The 19876-nt window shown below is 31.5% G+C and carries 18 protein-coding genes and 1 other RNA gene; 14 read left to right on the forward strand and 5 right to left on the reverse strand.

Annotation, left to right across the window (positions count from 1 at the left end; genetic code table 11):
- The first annotated feature begins 246 nt into the window (after positions 1 to 246).
- Together Ctaglu_RS15525 and Ctaglu_RS15530 are read left to right on the forward strand one after the other, a co-directional pair.
- Positions 247 to 1668: an amino acid permease gene (locus tag Ctaglu_RS15525; RefSeq protein WP_125003305.1), complete on the forward strand. Its 1422-nt coding sequence runs from the start codon at positions 247 to 249 to the stop codon at positions 1666 to 1668.
- Between the two features lie 298 nt (positions 1669 to 1966).
- Positions 1967 to 2917, forward strand: a complete 951-nt coding sequence (locus tag Ctaglu_RS15530; protein ID WP_207669482.1) for a DMT family transporter — start codon at positions 1967 to 1969, stop codon at positions 2915 to 2917.
- 95 nt (positions 2918 to 3012) lie between these two features.
- On the opposite strand, the gene Ctaglu_RS15535 is transcribed toward Ctaglu_RS15530, so the two are convergent.
- Positions 3013 to 4032: a DUF3048 domain-containing protein gene (locus Ctaglu_RS15535; RefSeq protein ID WP_185732735.1), complete on the reverse strand. Its 1020-nt coding sequence runs from the start codon at positions 4030 to 4032 to the stop codon at positions 3013 to 3015.
- Positions 4033 to 4361: 329 nt separating this feature from the next.
- On the opposite strand from Ctaglu_RS15535, the gene Ctaglu_RS15540 reads away from it, so the two are divergent.
- Complete coding sequence (locus tag Ctaglu_RS15540) at positions 4362 to 4904, forward strand: carbonic anhydrase (protein WP_125003309.1); 543 nt, start codon at positions 4362 to 4364, stop codon at positions 4902 to 4904.
- Positions 4905 to 5010: 106 nt separating this feature from the next.
- Positions 5011 to 6198, forward strand: coding sequence for an AI-2E family transporter (locus Ctaglu_RS15545; protein WP_125003311.1), 1188 nt, complete (start codon positions 5011 to 5013; stop codon positions 6196 to 6198).
- A 73-nt stretch (positions 6199 to 6271) separates the two neighbouring features.
- On the opposite strand, the gene Ctaglu_RS15550 is transcribed toward Ctaglu_RS15545, so the two are convergent.
- Complete coding sequence (locus Ctaglu_RS15550; RefSeq protein WP_125003313.1) at positions 6272 to 6760, reverse strand: C40 family peptidase; 489 nt, start codon at positions 6758 to 6760, stop codon at positions 6272 to 6274.
- Between the two features lie 258 nt (positions 6761 to 7018).
- On the opposite strand from Ctaglu_RS15550, the gene Ctaglu_RS15555 reads away from it, so the two are divergent.
- From Ctaglu_RS15555 to Ctaglu_RS15570, 4 genes are all read left to right on the forward strand, one after another.
- Complete coding sequence (locus tag Ctaglu_RS15555) at positions 7019 to 8179, forward strand: galactokinase (RefSeq protein WP_125003315.1); 1161 nt, start codon at positions 7019 to 7021, stop codon at positions 8177 to 8179.
- Positions 8180 to 8272: 93 nt separating this feature from the next.
- Entirely contained in the window at positions 8273 to 9790 is a 1518-nt protein-coding gene (galT, locus tag Ctaglu_RS15560) for a UDP-glucose--hexose-1-phosphate uridylyltransferase (RefSeq protein WP_125003317.1), read from the forward strand.
- 23 nt (positions 9791 to 9813) lie between these two features.
- Positions 9814 to 10818, forward strand: a complete 1005-nt coding sequence (locus tag Ctaglu_RS15565) for a LacI family DNA-binding transcriptional regulator (protein ID WP_125003319.1) — start codon at positions 9814 to 9816, stop codon at positions 10816 to 10818.
- A gap of 105 nt (positions 10819 to 10923) precedes the next feature.
- Positions 10924 to 12366, forward strand: coding sequence for an NAD(P)/FAD-dependent oxidoreductase (locus Ctaglu_RS15570; RefSeq protein WP_125003321.1), 1443 nt, complete (start codon positions 10924 to 10926; stop codon positions 12364 to 12366).
- Positions 12367 to 12369: 3 nt separating this feature from the next.
- Here Ctaglu_RS15570 and thiT read toward each other — a convergent pair whose 3' ends face one another.
- Complete coding sequence (gene thiT, locus Ctaglu_RS15575; RefSeq protein ID WP_125003323.1) at positions 12370 to 13002, reverse strand: energy-coupled thiamine transporter ThiT; 633 nt, start codon at positions 13000 to 13002, stop codon at positions 12370 to 12372.
- Positions 13003 to 13142: 140 nt separating this feature from the next.
- On the opposite strand from thiT, the gene rnpB reads away from it, so the two are divergent.
- Positions 13143 to 13520: RNase P RNA component class A (gene rnpB, locus Ctaglu_RS15580), an RNA gene on the forward strand.
- 649 nt (positions 13521 to 14169) lie between these two features.
- Here the strand turns inward: rnpB and Ctaglu_RS25255 are convergent.
- Together Ctaglu_RS25255 and rbr are read right to left on the reverse strand one after the other, a co-directional pair.
- On the reverse strand, positions 14170 to 14343 hold the full coding sequence (locus tag Ctaglu_RS25255) for a hypothetical protein (protein WP_185732737.1): 174 nt from the start codon (positions 14341 to 14343) through the stop codon (positions 14170 to 14172).
- 11 nt (positions 14344 to 14354) lie between these two features.
- Complete coding sequence (rbr, locus tag Ctaglu_RS15585) at positions 14355 to 14894, reverse strand: rubrerythrin (protein WP_125003325.1); 540 nt, start codon at positions 14892 to 14894, stop codon at positions 14355 to 14357.
- Between the two features lie 211 nt (positions 14895 to 15105).
- Here rbr and hypF point away from each other — a divergent pair, with 211 nt between their 5' ends.
- The 5 genes from hypF to hypD all read left to right on the forward strand — a co-directional run bounded on the left by hypF (position 15106) and on the right by hypD (position 19863).
- Positions 15106 to 17418 carry a carbamoyltransferase HypF gene (gene hypF, locus Ctaglu_RS15590; RefSeq protein WP_125003327.1) on the forward strand — a complete coding sequence of 771 codons (2313 nt, stop codon included), beginning with the start codon at positions 15106 to 15108 and terminating at the stop codon, positions 17416 to 17418.
- A gap of 89 nt (positions 17419 to 17507) precedes the next feature.
- On the forward strand, positions 17508 to 17849 hold the full coding sequence (hypA, locus tag Ctaglu_RS15595; protein ID WP_125003329.1) for a hydrogenase maturation nickel metallochaperone HypA: 342 nt from the start codon (positions 17508 to 17510) through the stop codon (positions 17847 to 17849).
- Positions 17850 to 17852: 3 nt separating this feature from the next.
- Positions 17853 to 18521 (forward strand): hydrogenase nickel incorporation protein HypB, encoded by a 669-nt coding sequence (gene hypB / locus Ctaglu_RS15600; protein WP_125003331.1) that lies wholly within the window; start codon positions 17853 to 17855, stop codon positions 18519 to 18521.
- Positions 18522 to 18560: 39 nt separating this feature from the next.
- Positions 18561 to 18785 carry a HypC/HybG/HupF family hydrogenase formation chaperone gene (locus Ctaglu_RS15605; RefSeq protein ID WP_125003332.1) on the forward strand — a complete coding sequence of 75 codons (225 nt, stop codon included), beginning with the start codon at positions 18561 to 18563 and terminating at the stop codon, positions 18783 to 18785.
- Complete coding sequence (gene hypD / locus Ctaglu_RS15610; RefSeq protein ID WP_125003334.1) at positions 18772 to 19863, forward strand: hydrogenase formation protein HypD; 1092 nt, start codon at positions 18772 to 18774, stop codon at positions 19861 to 19863. Before Ctaglu_RS15605 ends, hypD begins: the two co-directional genes overlap by 14 nt.
- Positions 19864 to 19876: the final 13 nt, after the last annotated feature.

Below are 19876 nucleotides of genomic sequence, written 5' to 3' on the forward strand. Positions count from 1 at the left end.
ATTGATGACTATGTAAACCTTATAAAGGAAAGATTATTAGGCAATAAAAAAGATTTAAGTATTAATTAATATTACATGAAAACCCAAAAACAAGGCATAATAAACTTGATTATATGTAGCTAATACTGATATAATCATACTTAATGACACCTTACTATTGAATTTTTGTTGGATTTAGATACAACAATTATATCATAAGGGGGGTGTAATTATTTTATATATATATACAAAGGAGGAATTTGTTTAATGGCAGAAGATAATAAGAAATTAGGACTTGGGTTACTTGTAGCTTTAGGTATAGGTACTATGATTGCATCAGGTATTTTTAATAGCCCTACAGACTTAATAGCAACAACAAATCCAATGGCAGTTCTCATTTCATGGGGTATTGGAGTTTTTGGCGTAATAATGCTCGGAATGGTATTTTATTTGCTTACAAATGAAAAACCAGAATTAAAAGGTGGGATTTATTCCTATGCTAAAGAAGGCTTTGGTGATTTTGTAGGTTTTAATTCAGCATGGGGTTACTTTACAAGTTCTTTCATTGGTAATGTTGCATTTATTATTTTAATTTTTAAGACTATAAACAGTTTAATTGGAGAAGGATATTCAATGCCTCCTATTTTAGCATTTTCACTTGCATCTATTCTTTTGTGGATATATTATTTTGTAATAGCAAAGGGTATTAGACAAGCTGGCATACTGAATTTAATAGTTACAATTGGTAAAGTTATACCACTACTTTTAGTAATTGTATTTGGTTTTTCAGCCTTTAAATTAGGTATATTTAATGTGGAAAATTGGCAGACGATTTTAGCATCCACTGGAAAAACCGCTAGTTTAGGAAAACAGATAAGTGGGGCCATGGGAACAATTTTATGGTGCTTCGTAGGTGTTGAAGGTTTAGTAGTTTTGTCTGAAAGAGCGGAATCTCAAATAGTGGTTGGAAAAGGAACAATAATTTCACTTGTTATAACAGCTACACTTTATATATCAATATCTATACTGTCAATGGGTATTTTGCCAGCTAAGGATTTAATTGCAGCACAAACACCACTGGCAGCAGTCCTTGCACAAACCGCATTGGGAAGTTATGGGGCTATTATAGTTAAAGTAGGTATTTTAATTTCTCTTATGGGTGCTTTGCTTTGCTGGTTTTTGTTAACTACAGAAATTTTGTATGCTCCGGCAGCACAGGATGGGTTAATGCCTAAGTGGTTTAAAGTAAATAATGATAAAAATGTACCTATAAATGCTCTTTTATTTTCAATTGTGGCAACACAAATAGGTCTTCTAGCCATGCTTTCGGAAGCTTTGCAAAAGGCTTATTATGTTGCCACACATATGTGTACAACTAATATATTAATACCGTATTTGTTATCTTCTATGTTTGCATTTCAGGTATTTAATAAAGAAAGTGGGCACTTTAAGGAGAAAATTATAGCAGTACTCGCAGGTATATATTCAATTTATGTTATATATGCAGTAGGAATTGGGTATTTAGGGCTAGCATTCGTAATTTATGCATTAGGGATAGGATTTTACTTAAAGGCTAAAAAAGAAAAAAATGAAGTAATTACTAAGAGGGAAAAGATGGCAATGATAGCTATGGTTATAATGGCAATAGTTATGATAGTAGCGGCGATTACCGGTAAAATCTCTGTTTAACGATATTTTATAAGGATTTGAAGAAAAAACGTATTTGAGAAATCAAATACGTTTTTTTTATTTTATCATTGCCCTGTCAATAAACTATATAGTAGAGAGGTATTAGTGTTAAATTAATCATGTAAGCCTCAAAATAGAATTATTATAATGTTGGGTTATAATGAAAATAAATGATTAGTTACATTATATTGCTTAAGTAAATAGTGCATAGGGCAAGAAAAAAGCATATAATAAAGTGAGGTGGAAACTAACTTTTATCTGGGGGGGCTTTATTATACAACAAATAAAGGGGTATTTAATGATTGCGCTAGCAGGAAGTTTATGGGGCACTGTAGGATTGTTTGGAAAGGTATTGTTTAGTTATGGATTTGATCCAAAACTTGTAGTGTTTTGTAGGCTATTTGTAGGATTTCTTATAATGTTTATATTTATTTTGTTTAAAGATAAAAAATTATTAAAATTTGATAAAAGAGGATTAAAGTATACTGCTTTAATCGGTTTTTTTTCACAAGCACTTTTCAATCTGCTATATTTTGAAACTATAAAAAGGACGACTATAGCTACAGCAGTTATTTTATTATATACAGCTCCTATTTTTTTAATAATTATGGGTAGGATATTTTATAAAGAATTGCTAAGCACTATTAAGATTTCTGCACTGGTTTTATGTATGATAGGATGTTTTCTAACTGTTACCGGAGGTGCACTTGATACTTTAAACATCAACTCATTAGGTGTTCTAATGGGAATAGGAGCAGGTTTAACATATGCTTTAGTTACTATTATAAGTAAAGCAATCATAGATGATTATCATCCATTGACCATTATTTTATATAGTTTTCTATTTGGGTGGATATTCTTAGTGCCATTTTCTAACCCAGTAAATCTTTTGTATGTAAAATATAGTTTGCCTGTAGTTGCAAGTATTATAGGTTTAGGCTTAATCCCAACTGTACTTGCATATATTCTGTATATTACTGGATTATCTTATGGAGTTGAAGCATCAAAAGCAGGTATAATATGTTCTATGGAGATCGTGGTTTCTGTTATCATTTCCTATTTATTTTTTGAAGAAGTGATTTTAGGAGTTAAACTATTGGGAATTGTAATGGCTTTAGGTTCTATTTTCATAATTAAATTTGATAAACATGTAATACTTCCTAATGAAAAACAAGGGAATATAGATGAAAAGTCAAACTATATAGTGGATTGTCTGGATGATTTAATGGATCCACCAGAAATAATATAGGAATATAATGATAATATTTGCCAATTGGAAATTTTTTTAATTGTGCAAAAAAGACTGGTGATTAGTAAAACTAATGGCCAGTCTTTTTCTATAATTTATTTTATATCTATTTTGCTACTTTTATCTACAATATTCCAGCAAGTCTTTCCAGGATTTAATGGTAAATCATTACCTTCCTCATCGGTTAGAAGAGTTTGTGAAGTGGAATTTTTTTTGGACCAGTGCATTTTAATAAACTTACCATTGCTAATAACATAACCATCTCCTGTGCCAACAAGAGCAATATCTAAATGAAGTTCATCATTTTGTGTTTTAATGGAAGTGATTTGCAGCACTATATTTTTAAAGGATAAAGGGGCTTTATCCTCTTTATTAGTTGAAGACTTTCCATCCATGCTTTTAAAGTAAAGGCCATCTTTATAGGTGTAACTAGTGTTGTAAAGGTTGTTTATTCTTAAAAATATATTTGTAGCTGGGGAAAGTTTATTGCTATCCCAATAGCTCTTGTCAAATTTTAAATTTACTGTAGGCGCTTTCACAAAATTTTTTATTTTAACAAGCTCCCTTAATTTCTCTGTAGAAGTATAAAGGTTATGAGGAGCTTTCCGAGTCGAATCTCTCCAATAAGTAGAGGCATATTTCATTTCATTCATACTCATTAAGTTTTTATTTTTAATTTCGTCTAGAGCCTCCTGGCTTCCTCCACAGTGAGCAAAGGGTAGGTTATATTCCTTTGAAATATCTAAAAAGTAAGATCTGGCACTTCTAATTGGTCCGATTTTTTGCACAGTGTCACTTTGAAATAATGCGATGAATCTTGGGGTGCCACCCTCAGCAAGGGTTTCATAAACTATATCCGCAGCGTTTATTCCAGATTGAGGTCTTGCAGCCTTTGAGTTTTCGACTATGGCAAGTACAGCAATATTATCTAATATTTCTTTTTTTACCTCTTCACCAGTATAGGGAGAAAAGTATTTTTGCTGGGTTTTCACTGGGGCTTCCGTTTTTTTAGGGTTTGACGGGGTAGCAATGGGTTCAACTTTTTTTGTGCAACCCTCTGCAATAAAACACATTGAAATAATTATACATAACAATAGCTTAGAATTATTTTTCAAATTAAACATCTCCTTAATAAATTCAAAGATAGTAAGCGGCCTACTGAGGTACATATTACAATTGGAAAAACATCATTATATTATTTCCTCTATTTTAAACTATTAAAATTATGGTGTATATAGTAGCATGATATCATAACATTATATGTTATAGTATTACATTGCAATTATATATATGTATGAAAATGTGATATTATAAACTATTCCAAAAATCAATTATAGTTCTAAAGTTAGGTTGCAGTATTAGAATTTAATAGGTTATGATATAATAAAAATAAATTTTAACTGACAATAAAAAATATAGAAAAATTTAAGGAGATAAAACCAATATGGATAGATTAATAAAGATTAATAATAAAGAGGATATATTTTCAGAATATAAAAATACGCCCATCAGTGTTTTATTAGAATACCATAACTTAAATACGCATTATAAAGCTGTAAGCAGTCCACAGATGTTAATAGGAATGTGTATGGATAATAGAAAATATCTTCATATACCGGACAATTTTGCATATATTATTCGTTCTGGTGGAGGAACTTTGCGTTTTAGTGAATTTAAGGTTTCTTATACAATAGCAATAGGAAAAATTAAAACTATTGCACTTATAGCCCATAATCACTGTGGAATGGTTAATCTGATGTCGAAAAGAGAGCAGTTTATTCAAGGGCTTGTTGATGTAGTGGGTTGGGAGAGGCAAAGAGCAGAAGATCATTTTATGAATTTTGCTCCAATGTTTGAGATTGGTAATGAGATAGAGTTTGTTTTGGAGGAGGCTAAGAGGCTAAGAAATAAATACCCTAATATTTTGATAGCGCCAATTTATTATAATCTAGACGACAATCTCTTATATTTGATTAAGGAAGATTAAAAAATTAACTAGAGCAATAAGTAGTAATTTAACCTTTACCTTGCCATTGAATTTGTTATAATGTAAAGTAGTAAGAGAATCAGCAAGCTACGACGGGGAGGGTAAAATGAGAATAGATAAAAAATTATTAAAATACTGTTTATATGCTACAGGCACCGTGCTTCTAATTTATATAGGCATAACGATTTTAAATAATATAGGTGATATATTTTCACTATTATCAAGTACAATAGGAAAAATTATTGCACTTGTGAAACCGCTTCTTATGGCATTAATAATTGTATATATATTGAAACCTGTGGTGCAAATTATTGAAAAATTCTTAGAAAAGAAAAGAATATTTAAAAAAGCATCTACTAGAAGAGCAGTTGGGATTTTAGGAGTGTATACATTAGTAATTGCTGTTTTCATAGCTATTGTTAGTGGAATATATATTATGGTTGGCGGAAAAATTTCTAATAATATAACCATAGCTAATATGACAGAATATCTAACTAATTATTTAAAGAACTCTACATTGTCAGTTAGTGCTATTAGTGAAAAATTAGAAAGGACAAATATTTCAATATTAGGAGATTTAAATGGTAAGATTGCTAAAATTGTAAGCTATGTACAATCATATTTTTCTACAAGTATTGGAGCGATGACAAATTCTGCTGTATCTATAGGAGGAAATATAGCTTCCTTTTTTATAGCTATAGTATTAAGTATTTATTTAATACAGGACTCTAAGTACTTTATAGATTTATGGAATAAAATTTTTAATCTTATATTTCGAAAAAGTGAAGCTGGGAATAAAGTGAAAGAAATATTATCTATTATAGATGATACCTTTTATAAATATATAAGAGGACAATTATTAGAAGCTTGCATTGTAGGAGTTTTATCAGGCACTGTACTGTTTTTTATTGGAATAGATTACGCTTTAATAATAGGCGTCATTGCAGGTATTTGTAATATGATACCATATATCGGACCTATTGTTGGAACTATTCTTGCAGTAATTATGGCACTACTAAGTGGACAACCTATTACAGCAGTTTGGGCAACTATTGGAATGATTGTAGTTCAACAAGTTGATAACAACTTGCTGGCACCTAAAATTGTTGGAAATAGTGTGGGATTACATCCTGTATTCACAATGCTTGCGATTATTATAGGTGGAAGTTTAGGTGGACTTATAGGGATGCTAATAGCTGTACCTATTGCTGCTTCTTTGAAAATATTAATTAGTAAATGGTATATTTCTCACATGGAGCAATTAGCTGCAGAAGCAAATAATGGTGAGGAATAATTTCCACATTATGAGAAAGGGCATCTACATATTTAAATATGCAGATGCCCTTTAATTTATTATAGCTTTGCTACTATAATATCCTTCTGGCCGTGTTATAATTTGGCATATATTTTAGTTCTGCAATTTTAACACTTGACCCTGGCTTAGGTGAGTGTATAAAATTACCATCACCAACGTAAATACCAACATGACTTATTACACTACCAAAGAAAACCAAATCTCCTATACGTAAGTTAGCTTTACTAACCACTGTACCTTTTGATGTTTGACTTTCGGCGGTGCGTGGTAATGTTATGTTAAAATTACTAAAAACATGCATAGTAAAACCAGAGCAATCAAAACCAGCTTTAGTAGTTCCACCGCTTTTATAGGGTATACCGGTGAGTTTCTTTGCATAGGCTACAATATCAGCGCCTGTAAGCTTACTTTCTTTTGAAGCTACTTCGACACTGTTTCCAAATAGAATTTCTGTAGCTTGTACATTCGTACAGCGTATACCTATTGATCCTGCAAAAATTAGAGCAAGAGCAAAAGATGTAACACTTTTAACTTTTTTCATCTATATTCCCCCTATGTTTATAACTTGTAACTATTTTGTAACCGTTTCCTACTTGTAGTATTCTATATAAATATGGGATTTCCTTCTATAAAACAAATATTTATGTAATTATTCTAAATATATTGAAAATTCAAGATGCTACTAAAATGCTTAATGTAATAATTTTACTAAAAATATTGAAGTTTTACTAAAAAAATGATAAGCTACAAATATAAAGGTTTACAGAGAATTAATTACTATGGAAAGGAGCTGAATAATATGATTGAAAAGTTGAAAGAGATGTTTAAAAAAGTTTACTGTGAAGAAGTAGAAAAAGTTTTTTTTGCACCAGGGAGGGTTAACTTAATAGGAGAGCATACGGATTATAACGGAGGTAATGTTTTTCCCTGTGCATTAACTTTTGGTACCTATGCACTAATTAAAAAGAGAGATGATAAAAAAATAAGATTCTATTCAAAGAATTTTCAAGCTCTAGGAATAATTCAGATGAATATAGATGAGATAGAATATGACAGTGAACATGATTGGGCAAATTACCCTAAGGGAGTAATTTGGGCTTTTGAGAATAATGGTATGAAAATAGATAGTGGATTTGATATATTATTTTATGGAAATATTCCAAACGGTGCAGGACTATCTTCTTCAGCATCTATAGAAGTGGTTACAGGTGTTGTTTTAAAGGATTTATATAATTTCCCTATTCATATGATTGATATTGCAAAGATTAGTAAAGAAGCTGAAAATGAATTTATAGGTGTAAATTGTGGTATTATGGACCAGTTTGCTATAGCAATGGGTAAAAAGGATTGCGCAATACTTTTAGATGCAAATACATTAAAATATGAATATGCTAATATCAAACTTAATGGAGCATCTATAGTAATAGCAAACACCAATAAAAGAAGAGGGCTTGCAGATTCTAAATATAATGAAAGAAGGGCAGAATGTGAAAGAGCACTTAAAGATTTACAAACTGTGCTTCCCATAAATTCTCTTTGTGAATTAAATGAAGAAGAATTTGAAAAAAGTAGATATCTTATAAAAGATGAAGTTTGCGTGCGGCGTGCAAAACATGCTATTTATGAAAATCAAAGAACTCTAAAGGCGGTAGAAGCCCTTGGAAATAGTGATATAGAGTTATTTGGGAAGTTAATGAATAGGTCTCATATATCGCTAAGAGATGATTATGAAGTTACTGGGATAGAGTTAGATACATTAGTTGAAATTGCTTGGAAAACACCAGGAATTATAGGATCGAGAATGACTGGTGCAGGTTTTGGAGGTTGCAGCGTAAGTATAGTTAAAGATGAATTTGTAGATGATTTTATTAAAAAAGCTTCAGCGGAATATAAAATCAAGATAGGATACGAGGCACTGTTTTATGTAGCTCAAATAGGTGATGGCGCAAGAAAAATATAATAGGTGATGGCGCAAGAAAAATATAATAGGTTTTGCTTGGAATTTTCATAAGAATAATGTAAATGGAGTCGATGATAAATAAGGGGTGATAGCATGGCAGTAAATATTTCCATAGAGATTCAAAAGCTACTTTATTATGCAATAAGAAAGCAATTAATAATACCAGCGGATATAATATATACAAGGAACCTGCTTTTAGAAGCTTTATCACTAGATGAAATTGAAAATTTAATGGAAGTTATTGAGGATAAGAACTATGGATTACAACAAGTTCTAGATAGTATAACGGATTGGGCTTATGAAAATGAAAAAATAGAGGATAATGGTATAGTTACTAGGGAGTTGTTTGATACAAAAATAATGGCTTGTTTAATAGGAAGACCATCGGAAATAATAAGAGAATTTAAAAAACACTATAGTGAAAGTCCAAGTAGTGCAACGGATTACTTTTATGGATTGTCAATTAATTCAAATTATATAAGATGGGAAAGTGTACAAAAGGACTTAAAGTGGAAATGCGCAACTGAGTTTGGTGATATAGATATTACTATTAATTTATCTAAACCAGAAAAAGATCCGAAAGCCATTGCTAGGGCTAAGAACTTAAAGGCAAGTGGCTATCCAACCTGCTTGCTTTGTAAAGAAAATGAGGGTTACGCAGGCAGAATAAACCATCCAGCTAGAGGTAATCACAGGATTATACCTGTTGAATTAAATAGTGAAAAATGGTTTTTGCAATATTCGCCTTACGTTTACTATAATGAACATTGCATAGTACTTAAGGGTGAACATGAGCCTATGAAAATATGCAAAAATACCTTTAAAAGGCTACTAGATTTCGCTAGGCAATATCCACATTATATTATAGGCTCTAATGCAGACCTTCCAATAGTTGGAGGCTCTATATTAAGTCATGACCATTTCCAAGGTGGAAACTATGAATTTGCTATGGCAAAAGCACCTGTGGAGGAAGAATTTGTGGTGGAAGGTTTTAAGGGAGTAACTCTTGGTAGAGTTAAGTGGCCTATGAGTGTTGTTAGAATAGTGGGTAATGATAGAGAAAACCTGGTTAATTTAGCCTATTACATTTTAAATAGTTGGAAGAATTATTCTGATGAAAGTGCAGAGATAAGGGCATTCACCGAGAGCGTACCACATAATACAATAACACCTATAGCTAGAAGAAGAGGAGAGGCCTATGAGATAGATTTAGTTCTAAGAAATAATAGAACCTCGCTAGAGCATCCAGATGGGATTTTCCATCCTCATAGTGAATTACATCATATAAAGAAAGAAAATATTGGGCTTATAGAGGTTATGGGACTTGCAGTATTGCCAGCAAGGCTAAAAACAGAGATAAAAGAACTTAGGTATTATTTAGTAAATAAAAATAAAATTAATGATTTGGACAATTGCCAGGAGCTTGTGAAACATAAAAAATGGGCATTGCAATTAGTCCGAAAATATTCGGATATAAATGAAACAAATGTAGATGAAATCTTAAAAAAAGAAATAGGCACTATATTTTTAGAGGTTCTAGAACATTCTGGGGTATTTAAAAGAAATGAAAGTGGAATAAAGGCTTTTAATAAATTCATAAAGAGTTTATAGAAAAATAAGTGAGTGTGAAAATTATGGCAACAATAAAAGATATTGCAAACCTAGCTGGAGTATCAATTGCTACTGTATCTAGGGTGTTAAACTTTGATGATAAGTTAACTGTAACAGACGATACAAAACAAAAAATATTTCAAGCGGCTCAGGAATTAAATTACATAAAAAAGAAAGAAAAAAATGTTAAAAAAAGTATTTATAAGGTAGCCATAGCAAATTGGTACACTGAGAAAGAAGAAGTACTAGATCCATATTATTTATCTATAAGAATGGCTATAGAAAAAAAATGTGCTAGTGAAAATATAGAAGTAGTAAAATTATCACCATTTTTTACCACATGTATAAAGGAAGTAGATGGAATTATAGCTATTGGGAAATTTGGTGATTTGGAAGTAGAAAAGCTTAGAACAATATCTAAAAGCATTGTGTTTGTTGATTCATCACCTAAAAGTGAAATCTATGATTCTGTAGTATGTGATTTAAAGTATGCTACTATTGATATAATAAATTACTTAGAGGAGCTAGGGCATAAAAAAATTGGATTTGTCGGTGGAAAAGAATATATTAACGGGAATAAAGAAATATTTGTTGATAGGCGGATCAGGACTTATAAAGAAGAAATGCAGGCTAGGGGCATAGACTACAAGGATAATTTGTACATAGGTGAATTCACACCACAAAGTGGATATGAGCTTATGAAAGTGGCATTAGGAGATAAAAACAAGGTAACAGCCTATATAATAGCCAATGATTCTATGGCAATAGGCGCCTACAGAGCTATAAGCGAAGCTGGCTTTAGAATACCAAAAGACATTAGTATTGTGTCCTATAATGACAATATAACTGCACAGTTTATAGTGCCTGCCTTAACTACTGTTAAAATACACATGGAGTTTATGGGTGAAACAGCGGTAGAATTAATAATTGAAAAATTAAAAGATAGAAGAAAAATAGCTAAAAAAATAGTTATACCAACAAAGCTTATAGTGAGAGAGAGCTGCTATTTAGTAAATAAAAACCTATAAAGTATAAATATCTATTATAATACATGTATTTATACTATAATAGATATTAACAAAGATTAATTATTCAAATTTAAATACTAATAAAAGATTAAGGGGGAGATATTTATGTATGATGTAGTTATTATAGGAGCTGGAGTAGTAGGATCTGCTATAGCTAGAAACCTTTCAAGATACAATTTGAAAATAGGCATTTTAGAAAAAGAAGATGATGTTTCAACTGGAGCGTCAAAAGCTAATAGTGGAATAGTTCATGGAGGATATGCGGCTAAGTATGGTACATTAAAAGGACAATTATGTGGAAAAGGTAACAAAATGTACAGAAAGCTACAGGAAGAATTAAATTTTGGATACAGGAAAACAGGAGCATTGGTCATTGGATTTAATGAAGAGGACGAGAAGAAAATCAAGGAGCTTTATGAAAATGGTCTAAAAATGGGATGCGATGATTTAGAGATAATAAGAGGAGATAAACTAAAAGAAATAGAGCCAAATTTAAATAGTGATGTAACGGTAGCACTATATGCTAAAAGTGTAGGGGTTACTTCACCTTACGAATTTACTATTGCATTAGTAGAAAATGCTATCTCAAATGGTGTAGAGCTCAAGCTTTTAAGTGAAGTATTATCTATAGAAAATCTAGAAGAAAAATTTATTGTACATACAAATAAAGAGGATATTGAAGCAAGATACGTTATAAATGCTGCTGGGCAATACAGCGATAAAATAGCTAATATGCTAGGTATGGATGATTTTAAAATAATGCCTAAAAAAGGTCAATATATTTTGATGGGAAAAGATCAAGGTCACTTGGTGAATACTGTTATTTTTCAAGTCCCCACAGATAAAGGCAAAGGAATATTAGTAACTACAACTTATCATGGTAATTTTATGATAGGACCTAACTCAGAAGAAATAAGTGATAAAGATGATGTAGCAACTACAACTGAGACTTTAAAAGATGTTATAATCGCAGCTAGAAGGTCTATACCTGATTTTGATGTAAGAAAGACATTAACTACTTTTTCAGGTATAAGAGCTAGCAGCAACACAGGGGATTTTATTATTGAGGAAAGCCACGTTAAAAGATTCATAAATGTGGCTGGTATAGATTCACCAGGACTTACATCATCACCAGCAATAGCTGAGATGGTAGCGGATATACTTGTGAAATCAGGATTAGTGCTTCAGGAGAAAGACAATTTTATTTCATATAGAAAAGGAATAATAGTTAAAAAAGATAATAATTTTCATGGAAAAATTGATGATGAAGATCCAGCAAAGAATATAATATGCAGATGTGAGGTAGTTACAGAAGCAGAAATTGTGGATGCTATTCATAGAAATATACCCATTAATTCTACAGATGCTATTAAAAGAAGGACAAGAGCCGGAATGGGAACTTGCCAAGCAAATTTTTGTAGATCTAGAGTTAAGGCTATAATAGCTAGAGAACTTAATATTGATGTGGATAAAGTAACAGTAAGAGGAAATAGTTCATCTAAAACACCTGTTAGAGCGGAAATAAATTTAATTAGGAAATTGAAATAATAATTAGTTATTTAAAACTATTTTGGATAATCGTTTTAATGGTAAAATTGCAATAATTACACAGGTAAGAATGGTTTCCAGCCCCATGTATGAACCGTTATACAAAAAGGAATATAAATAAACCGAGGTTCCCTTTGGAGCATAACTTCCGAAGAATACCACACCAGATATAAAATGGCATGCAAATCGTGCTAGCATTGCGAGGATTACTCCCATAAGTTTTCCGTTAATATTGCTGTATCTAAAGTAACCAACTATTCCAATAGCCATAAAAGGAAGGGGATAATCAAATAGAACTTGCACAGGATGGAGAGCAACTGGGGTCATTAGAAAATTAATAATTCCAAATAAGAATCCTGTTAAAAACCCAACTTCAGGACCATAAAAAAGCGAAATAAGTACAAGTGGAACCATACTTCCAGCAGTAACGCTACCACCTTGTGGCAATTTTAATATAGTTATAAATTGTAATACAGTAGTTAATGCAATAGATAAACCAACTAAGGTTATCACATGTGTAGTAAATTTAATTTTCCTGATTTTTAAAACTGCATAGATTAATAAGAGCAGACCTAATAGTGCAAAAATAGCAATAGGACTTTTTGTAAGTTCAGTGATTCTTTGGTTGAAATTCATTTAAATAGCCTCCACATATTGTACTACAGAAGTATTATTATTTACTTTAATTATACAATAATATGGTATATTTTACAATGATTTTGAGGGATTAGAAATAAATTCGACATTTGTGATGAAATGTGATAAAATAGTTAATGCGAGTAAGCCAGACAATCGCTGCTGTAGAAATACAGGAGAGGAAAGTCCGAGCTCCATAGGGCAAGGGTGCTGGCTAACTACCAGTGGAGGCGACTCTAAGGAAAGTGCAACAGAGATATACCGCTAAAGGTATTCTTAAAGGTCAGTTTTTCTGAACTTTTGAATATACTAGTAAGGGTGGAAAGGCGAGGTAAGAGCTCACCAGCGCAATGGCGACTTTGCGGCTATGTAAACCCCATCTGGAGCAAGATCGAATAGGAAAGCATTTTGGGACTGCCCGTCCCGCTTTCGGGTGTATCGCTTGAGCCTACTGGTAACAATAGGCCTAGATAGATGATTGTCTAATACAGAACTCGGCTTATAGACTTACTCGCATTGAAAACACTATGTTTAACACATGGTGTTTTTTATTTTGCCACCGATTTGCCACCCAAAATATTATTTGAGTTTTCAGTTGCACTCTTTTGCATCTTAAGGTTTTTACTTTTACATGTAAAGTTAAAAGGGGAATAGTGAATGTGTATAGGAGTATGTTGATAATGCAATAAATGTATTTATAAACTTGGGAATATTTTGTCTAAAATCAGAGTGCGACACATTGCTAATTTAAACAGATTGGCCATTAACCACAAGGTTAAGAGAACTGATAACTTATAAACAGAATTATTTTCAATATTATGAATAAAGTTTCATTTAATACAAACTCAAAGGCAGGAAGGTAGCTGTTCCCCAGTTACTACCCCTACCTTAGGTAAATATTCGAGTATTTTGAGGCACCATGGCAGGTAATAAAATTCTCAGTTGCGTTGCTTCCCGTAGATACACCAAAATGAACGCCACCAGCCCAAGACTGAACTGAACTTACGTCATAAACTATTCCATTTACGGTATAAAAATAACCATTTGAACTTAAATTTTTGATACCTTCTCATCCATTCTATAATTCTCACATCTAATAAGTACTAAAGTATTTGTGATAGCAGTGCTACCTAACTTCTTTTGTTAGGACATAAACACAAGCTATCATTATTTAATACTTTCATTTACGTACTCTTCATCAACCTCTTTAAAAATATCTTCATTAATACTTCTGTATGTGTTATGCACTTCATCATCTTCAATGTTGTACCAAGTCCTATATTCATCCTCATCTAAATATATTACAGGTAATAAATAGTGAGGTGTGCTATAAATCATCATATTCTTTCCTCCTATTTGTAGTCATCGCAATAGATTTTAAAGTAAGCTCTTGGGAACTTACATAGTGGGCAAAATGCTGGTGCTTCATTTCCTATATGAATATATCCACAATTCATACATTGCCATTTTACTTCAGTATTTCTTTTAAACATCATTCCTGCTTGTAGATTTTTATATATTGTCATAAATCTCAATTCATGACCCTCTTCTACTTCCTGTAATTCTTTATAGAAATCTGCAATTTCTATAAAACCTTCTAATCTGGCCTCTTTTTCAAATTGTTTATATAATTTGGTACTCTCAAAAGATTCTCCTTCTGCAGAATCTTTCAAATTATCTGCTGTAGTTTTATTCATTTTCAGAAACCTATTAAAAACTTCTCGTGCATGAGCCTTTTCGTTATTTGCAGTAGCGTCGAAAATAGAGGCTACATACTCATATCCCTCTTTTTCTGCTTTTTCAGCATAAAATGTGTACTTGTTTCTTGCTCTTGACTCTCCAGCAAAAGTACTAAGAAGATTTTTCTCAGTGTTACTACCTTTTAATTGCATTTCAATTCCTCCATTAAATAATTATCTTCTCTATTATTTTATTCATTATATTTTTAAAGGTTACTTAAAAAAGGGTTAAATCTACTAAACTCGAGGTCATATATAAGAAACTCCTGGTAATTAAAGGAATGTAATAGGAATATAATAAGAAATAAGATATAGTACACATTAAAACTTTAAAATTCTGAAAATATATGAAAGGCGTTGTATTATGGATAAAAAGAGAAGGTTTATTGTGGTGGAAGGAATAGTTCAAGGAGTAGGTTTTCGTCCATTTGTATATAATCAAGCAAAAACTTTTGGGTTAAAAGGCTGGGTGAATAATAATTCTGAAGGAGTTTATATAGATGTTGAGGGCTTTGAGAAGGATATAGATAAATTTATACAGGCTCTTGAGAATAATCCTCCGCCTCTTTCTCGGATAGTAAAGATAACTATAAAAGCTGATAAAGTATTAAATTATTCCAGTTTCGAAATCAAAGAAAGTGAACAGAGTGTTGATAAAATCACTTTAATATCGCCAGATATAGCTACTTGTAGTGATTGCGCAGAAGATATATTAAATTTATACAATAGGAGAAGGGGGTACACGTTTACAAATTGTACAAATTGTGGTCCCAGGTTTTCTATAATCAAAGAATTGCCTTACGATAGAAACATGACTACAATGAGTGAATTTAAAATGTGCAAGAAGTGTAATAGTGAATATTTAGATCCTAAAGATAGAAGATTTCATGCACAACCAAATGCCTGCGGGTCTTGCGGTCCAGAACTTTGGATAGAGGATTTCAAGGGTAAAAGATTAGAAATAGAAGATCCTATAATTTTTGCCCAAAACATGCTTATGGAAGGAAAAATATTTGCCATAAAGGGGCTCGGAGGTTTTCACCTTGTCTGTGATGGATTGAATGAAACTTCCGTGAGTATCTTAAGAGATAGAAAAAAAAGAGTTTATAAACCACTTGCAGTTATGATAAAGAATATAGAAACAGTAAAGAAATATTGCAGGGTTAACCTGTTAGAAGAGAAGATACTAACTGGAATAAAAAAGCCGATTGTTATTTTAGACCAAAAGGAAAGCTACGATTTACCACAAGAAATTGCACCTAATCAAAAAACAATAGGAGTAATGCTTCCATATACACCTATTCATATTTTATTGTTTTCAGAAAAACTTAAGGTGCTTATTATGACTAGTGCAAATGTAAATGGTTTACCTATAGAGTATAAAGACAGTTCTGCAAGAAAGTCACTTTCAGGTATTGTGGATTATTTCCTCATGCATAACCGTGAAATACACGTCCCAGTTGATGATTCTGTATTAAAGGTTGTAAATAAACAACAAACAATTATAAGGCGCGCAAGGGGATTTGTGCCTGAACCTTTTAAATGGACTAATACGAGGAATATCTTAGCTTGTGGTTCCAATATGAAAAATACTTTCTGTATTAGTAAAGAAGGATTTTTGTTTTTAAGCCAATTTAATGGTGATCTCGAAAATTTAGAAACATATGAACACTATAAGAAAAATATTGAACATTTCAAAAATATATTTTCTTTTTTTCCGAAATTTATTGCGTTTGATATGCATCCGGGGTATATGTCAACTAAATATGCTTTGGGATATGATTTGCCTAAGATCGCTGTGCAGCATCATCATGCTCATATAGTTAGTTGCATGTTTGAAAATAAATTAGAAGAAAAAGTGATTGGAGTTTGTTTTGACGGAACTGGGTATGGAAGCGACGGCAAAATATGGGGTGGTGAATTTTTAATTTGTGATTGCCTTGAATTTACAAGGGTAGCTCATCTTGATTATATAAAAATGCCTGGAGGTGAAAAAGCCATTAAAGAGCCCTTTCGAATGGCGGTTTCCTATCTTTATAAGTCTTTAAGTATAAACAAAAATAAAAAAGAAGTTTATGATTTAATTTTTGAATTATATGGTAATCAAGGTATTAATGTAATTAATATTTTAAACTCAAACATTAATTGCACAGATACCTCAAGTATGGGTAGACTTTTTGATGCGATGGCAAATATAATTGGAATTACAGATGTAGTTACTTATGAAGGACAGGCGTCTATTGAGCTTGAAGCTATATCAGAAATGAATATTGAAGAATCCTATACTTATAAAGTAATAAAACAAGATATGTATATTATAGAGCCATCTGAAATAATTATTGAGGCTTTAAAAGATAAAATAAAAGGAATACCCGCTAAAATTATTGCTTCTAAATTTCAAAATACTATAGTAAATATAACTGTGAGTATATGCATACGCATCAGGCTAGATTCAGATATAAATGAAGTAACGCTTAGTGGAGGGGTTTTTCAAAATTCTTTTTTACTTAAGAAAATAAGTTCTAATCTCAAACATAATAATTTTAAAGTCTATACTCATAAGAACTTGCCGTCTAATGATGGAGGCGTAGCAATTGGGCAGATAATTATAGCCAATGCAATAATAGAAAATAATTCTATGGAAAATGATTCTATGGAAAATGATTTAATAAGATAATAGAAAAATTATAATCAAAAAACATTTTAGTTAATAATTGTACATATATTTTAATAAAGGAATAAATGTAAATTAATTAGGAGATAAATATGCATGAAGTATCTATAATTGAAAATATTATTAAAATAGTTTCAGAGAAAGCAATTGAAAATAAATTAACTAAAGTTACCAAGGTATCGTTAAAAATAGGAGAGTTGTCTGGTGTTATGGCAGAATGTTTAAAGTTTGCATTCAAAATTTCTATAATTGATACAATGCTTGAAGGTTCAACTTTAGAAATAGAAAAAGTTAATGCAGTAGCTGAGTGTAAAGATTGCATGAAAGAATTTCCAATTGACCATTTTAATAAACTATGTCCATGCTGTAATAAGTTTTGTTCTAGTATTATTCATGGATATGAGCTTTATGTAAATACTATAGAAGGAGATTAAAATATGAGTGTAATAAAGATAGTTAAGAATATACTTCAAACAAATGATGAGATAACTTCTAAAAATAAAAAATTATTAGACGAAAAAGGCATCTATGTAATAAACCTAATGAGTTCGCCTGGTTCAGGTAAGACTTCGTTACTTGAGAGAATAATAGCAAAGCTTAAAAACAATATAAATATTGCTGTAATCGAAGGAGATATTTATACCACAAAAGATGCGCAGAGGATAGAGGCTCAGGGTGTTCCAGTGATTCAAATCAATACTGGGGGAGCGTGTCACCTTGATGGGGAAATGATAAAAAATGCATTAAATGCATTAACCCTTGATAAGACAGATCTGCTTGTAATAGAAAATGTAGGTAATCTAGTTTGTCCTGCAGAATTTGAAATTGGTGAAGATATAAAAATTTGTGTTTTGAGTACTCCTGAAGGAAATGACAAACCTCTGAAATATCCACTCATGTTTGAAAAAAGTGGTGCAATTATTTTAAACAAACTAGATTTAATAGAATTTACTGATTTTAACAAAGAAGAGTTCTATAGAGATATAAAATCTTTGAATGCTAATGCGGATACATTTGAAACATCTTGTGTTAAAGATGAGGGTATAGATGAAATATGTTCATGGTTACTGAGTAAAATACAAAATAAAAAACTAATGATCAAATAAATAATATTTCTCAATTAGAGAGGAAAAGGAGTAACGAGAATGTGCTTAGCAGTTCCAGGAAAAATTTTAAGTTTAGAAGGAAATAAGGGTATTGTAGAGATTGGGAATATGAAAAGAGAAGTATTTATGCATCTCGTGCCAGAAGTAGCTGTGAATGAATATGTACTTGTACATGCAGGTTGTGCAATACAAAAGGTAGATGAAGAAGAAGCAAAAATAACCTTGGATATTTTTAAGGAGCTTCTTGAAAATGAAGTTTGTTGATGAATTTAGAAGCAATGATTATTCCAAAAAACTCGTAGAAAAGTTAAATAATATTACTAGTGAAAAGATAAACATTATGGAGGTTTGTGGTACCCATACTATGGCTATATTCAGATATGGTATTAGGGACATACTTCCTTCAAATATAAATCTGATATCAGGTCCAGGCTGTCCTGTGTGCGTTACGCCCCAAAGTTATATTGATACCGCATTAAGACTTTCACAGAAAAAAGATGTAATTATTGCAACCTTTGGAGATATGATGAAAGTTCCCGGAAAAAAAGGTACATTAAGTAAGAAAAAAGCAGAAGGTGCAGATGTAAGAATAATATACTCTCCAATGGATTGTCTTATGATGGCTTCACGAAATCCTTTTAAAAAAATAGTGGTTTTGTCAGTAGGATTCGAAACTACTGCTCCTATGACTGCGGTTACGGCGATAGAGGCTAAGAAAGATAATATAAGCAATTTATTTTTCTTTACGGCTCACAAAATCGTTCCACCTGTTATGGAAGTTTTAGTTCAGGACAAAGAATTGAAAATAGATGGGTTTTTATTGCCAGGGCATGTTTGTGCAATTATTGGTACAAAACCATATGAATTTCTAAGTGCGGATTATAATATTCCTGGAGTAGTTACAGGGTTTGAACCTTTAGATATACTTCAAGGGTTAAATACATTAGTACGATTAATAAGCAAAAGGGATTATAGGATTAGAAATGAGTATAAAAGAATAGTTAAGGCTGAGGGTAACCCATATGCCTTAGAATATTTAAATAAAGCTTTTGATATTGTAGATAGTAATTGGAGAGGGATTGGTAGAATACCCAAAAGTGGTCTGAAATTTAATGGTGAGTATGAAAATTTTGACGCACTTAAGCATTTTAAAATTAATTATAAAGATTATGATGGCAGTCCTGGCTGCAAATGTGGAGAAATTCTTAAGGGAAAAATTAAACCAATAGATTGTCCACTTTTTAAAAAACTTTGTACGCCAGAAAACCCAGTTGGATCCTGCATGGTTTCATCAGAAGGTACCTGTGCAGCATATTATAGATATCATAAAGACATTAAATAACAGGGGGTCTTTT

Source organism: Clostridium tagluense (assembly GCF_003865095.1).
GTDB lineage: Bacteria > Bacillota > Clostridia > Clostridiales > Clostridiaceae > Clostridium_AD > Clostridium_AD tagluense.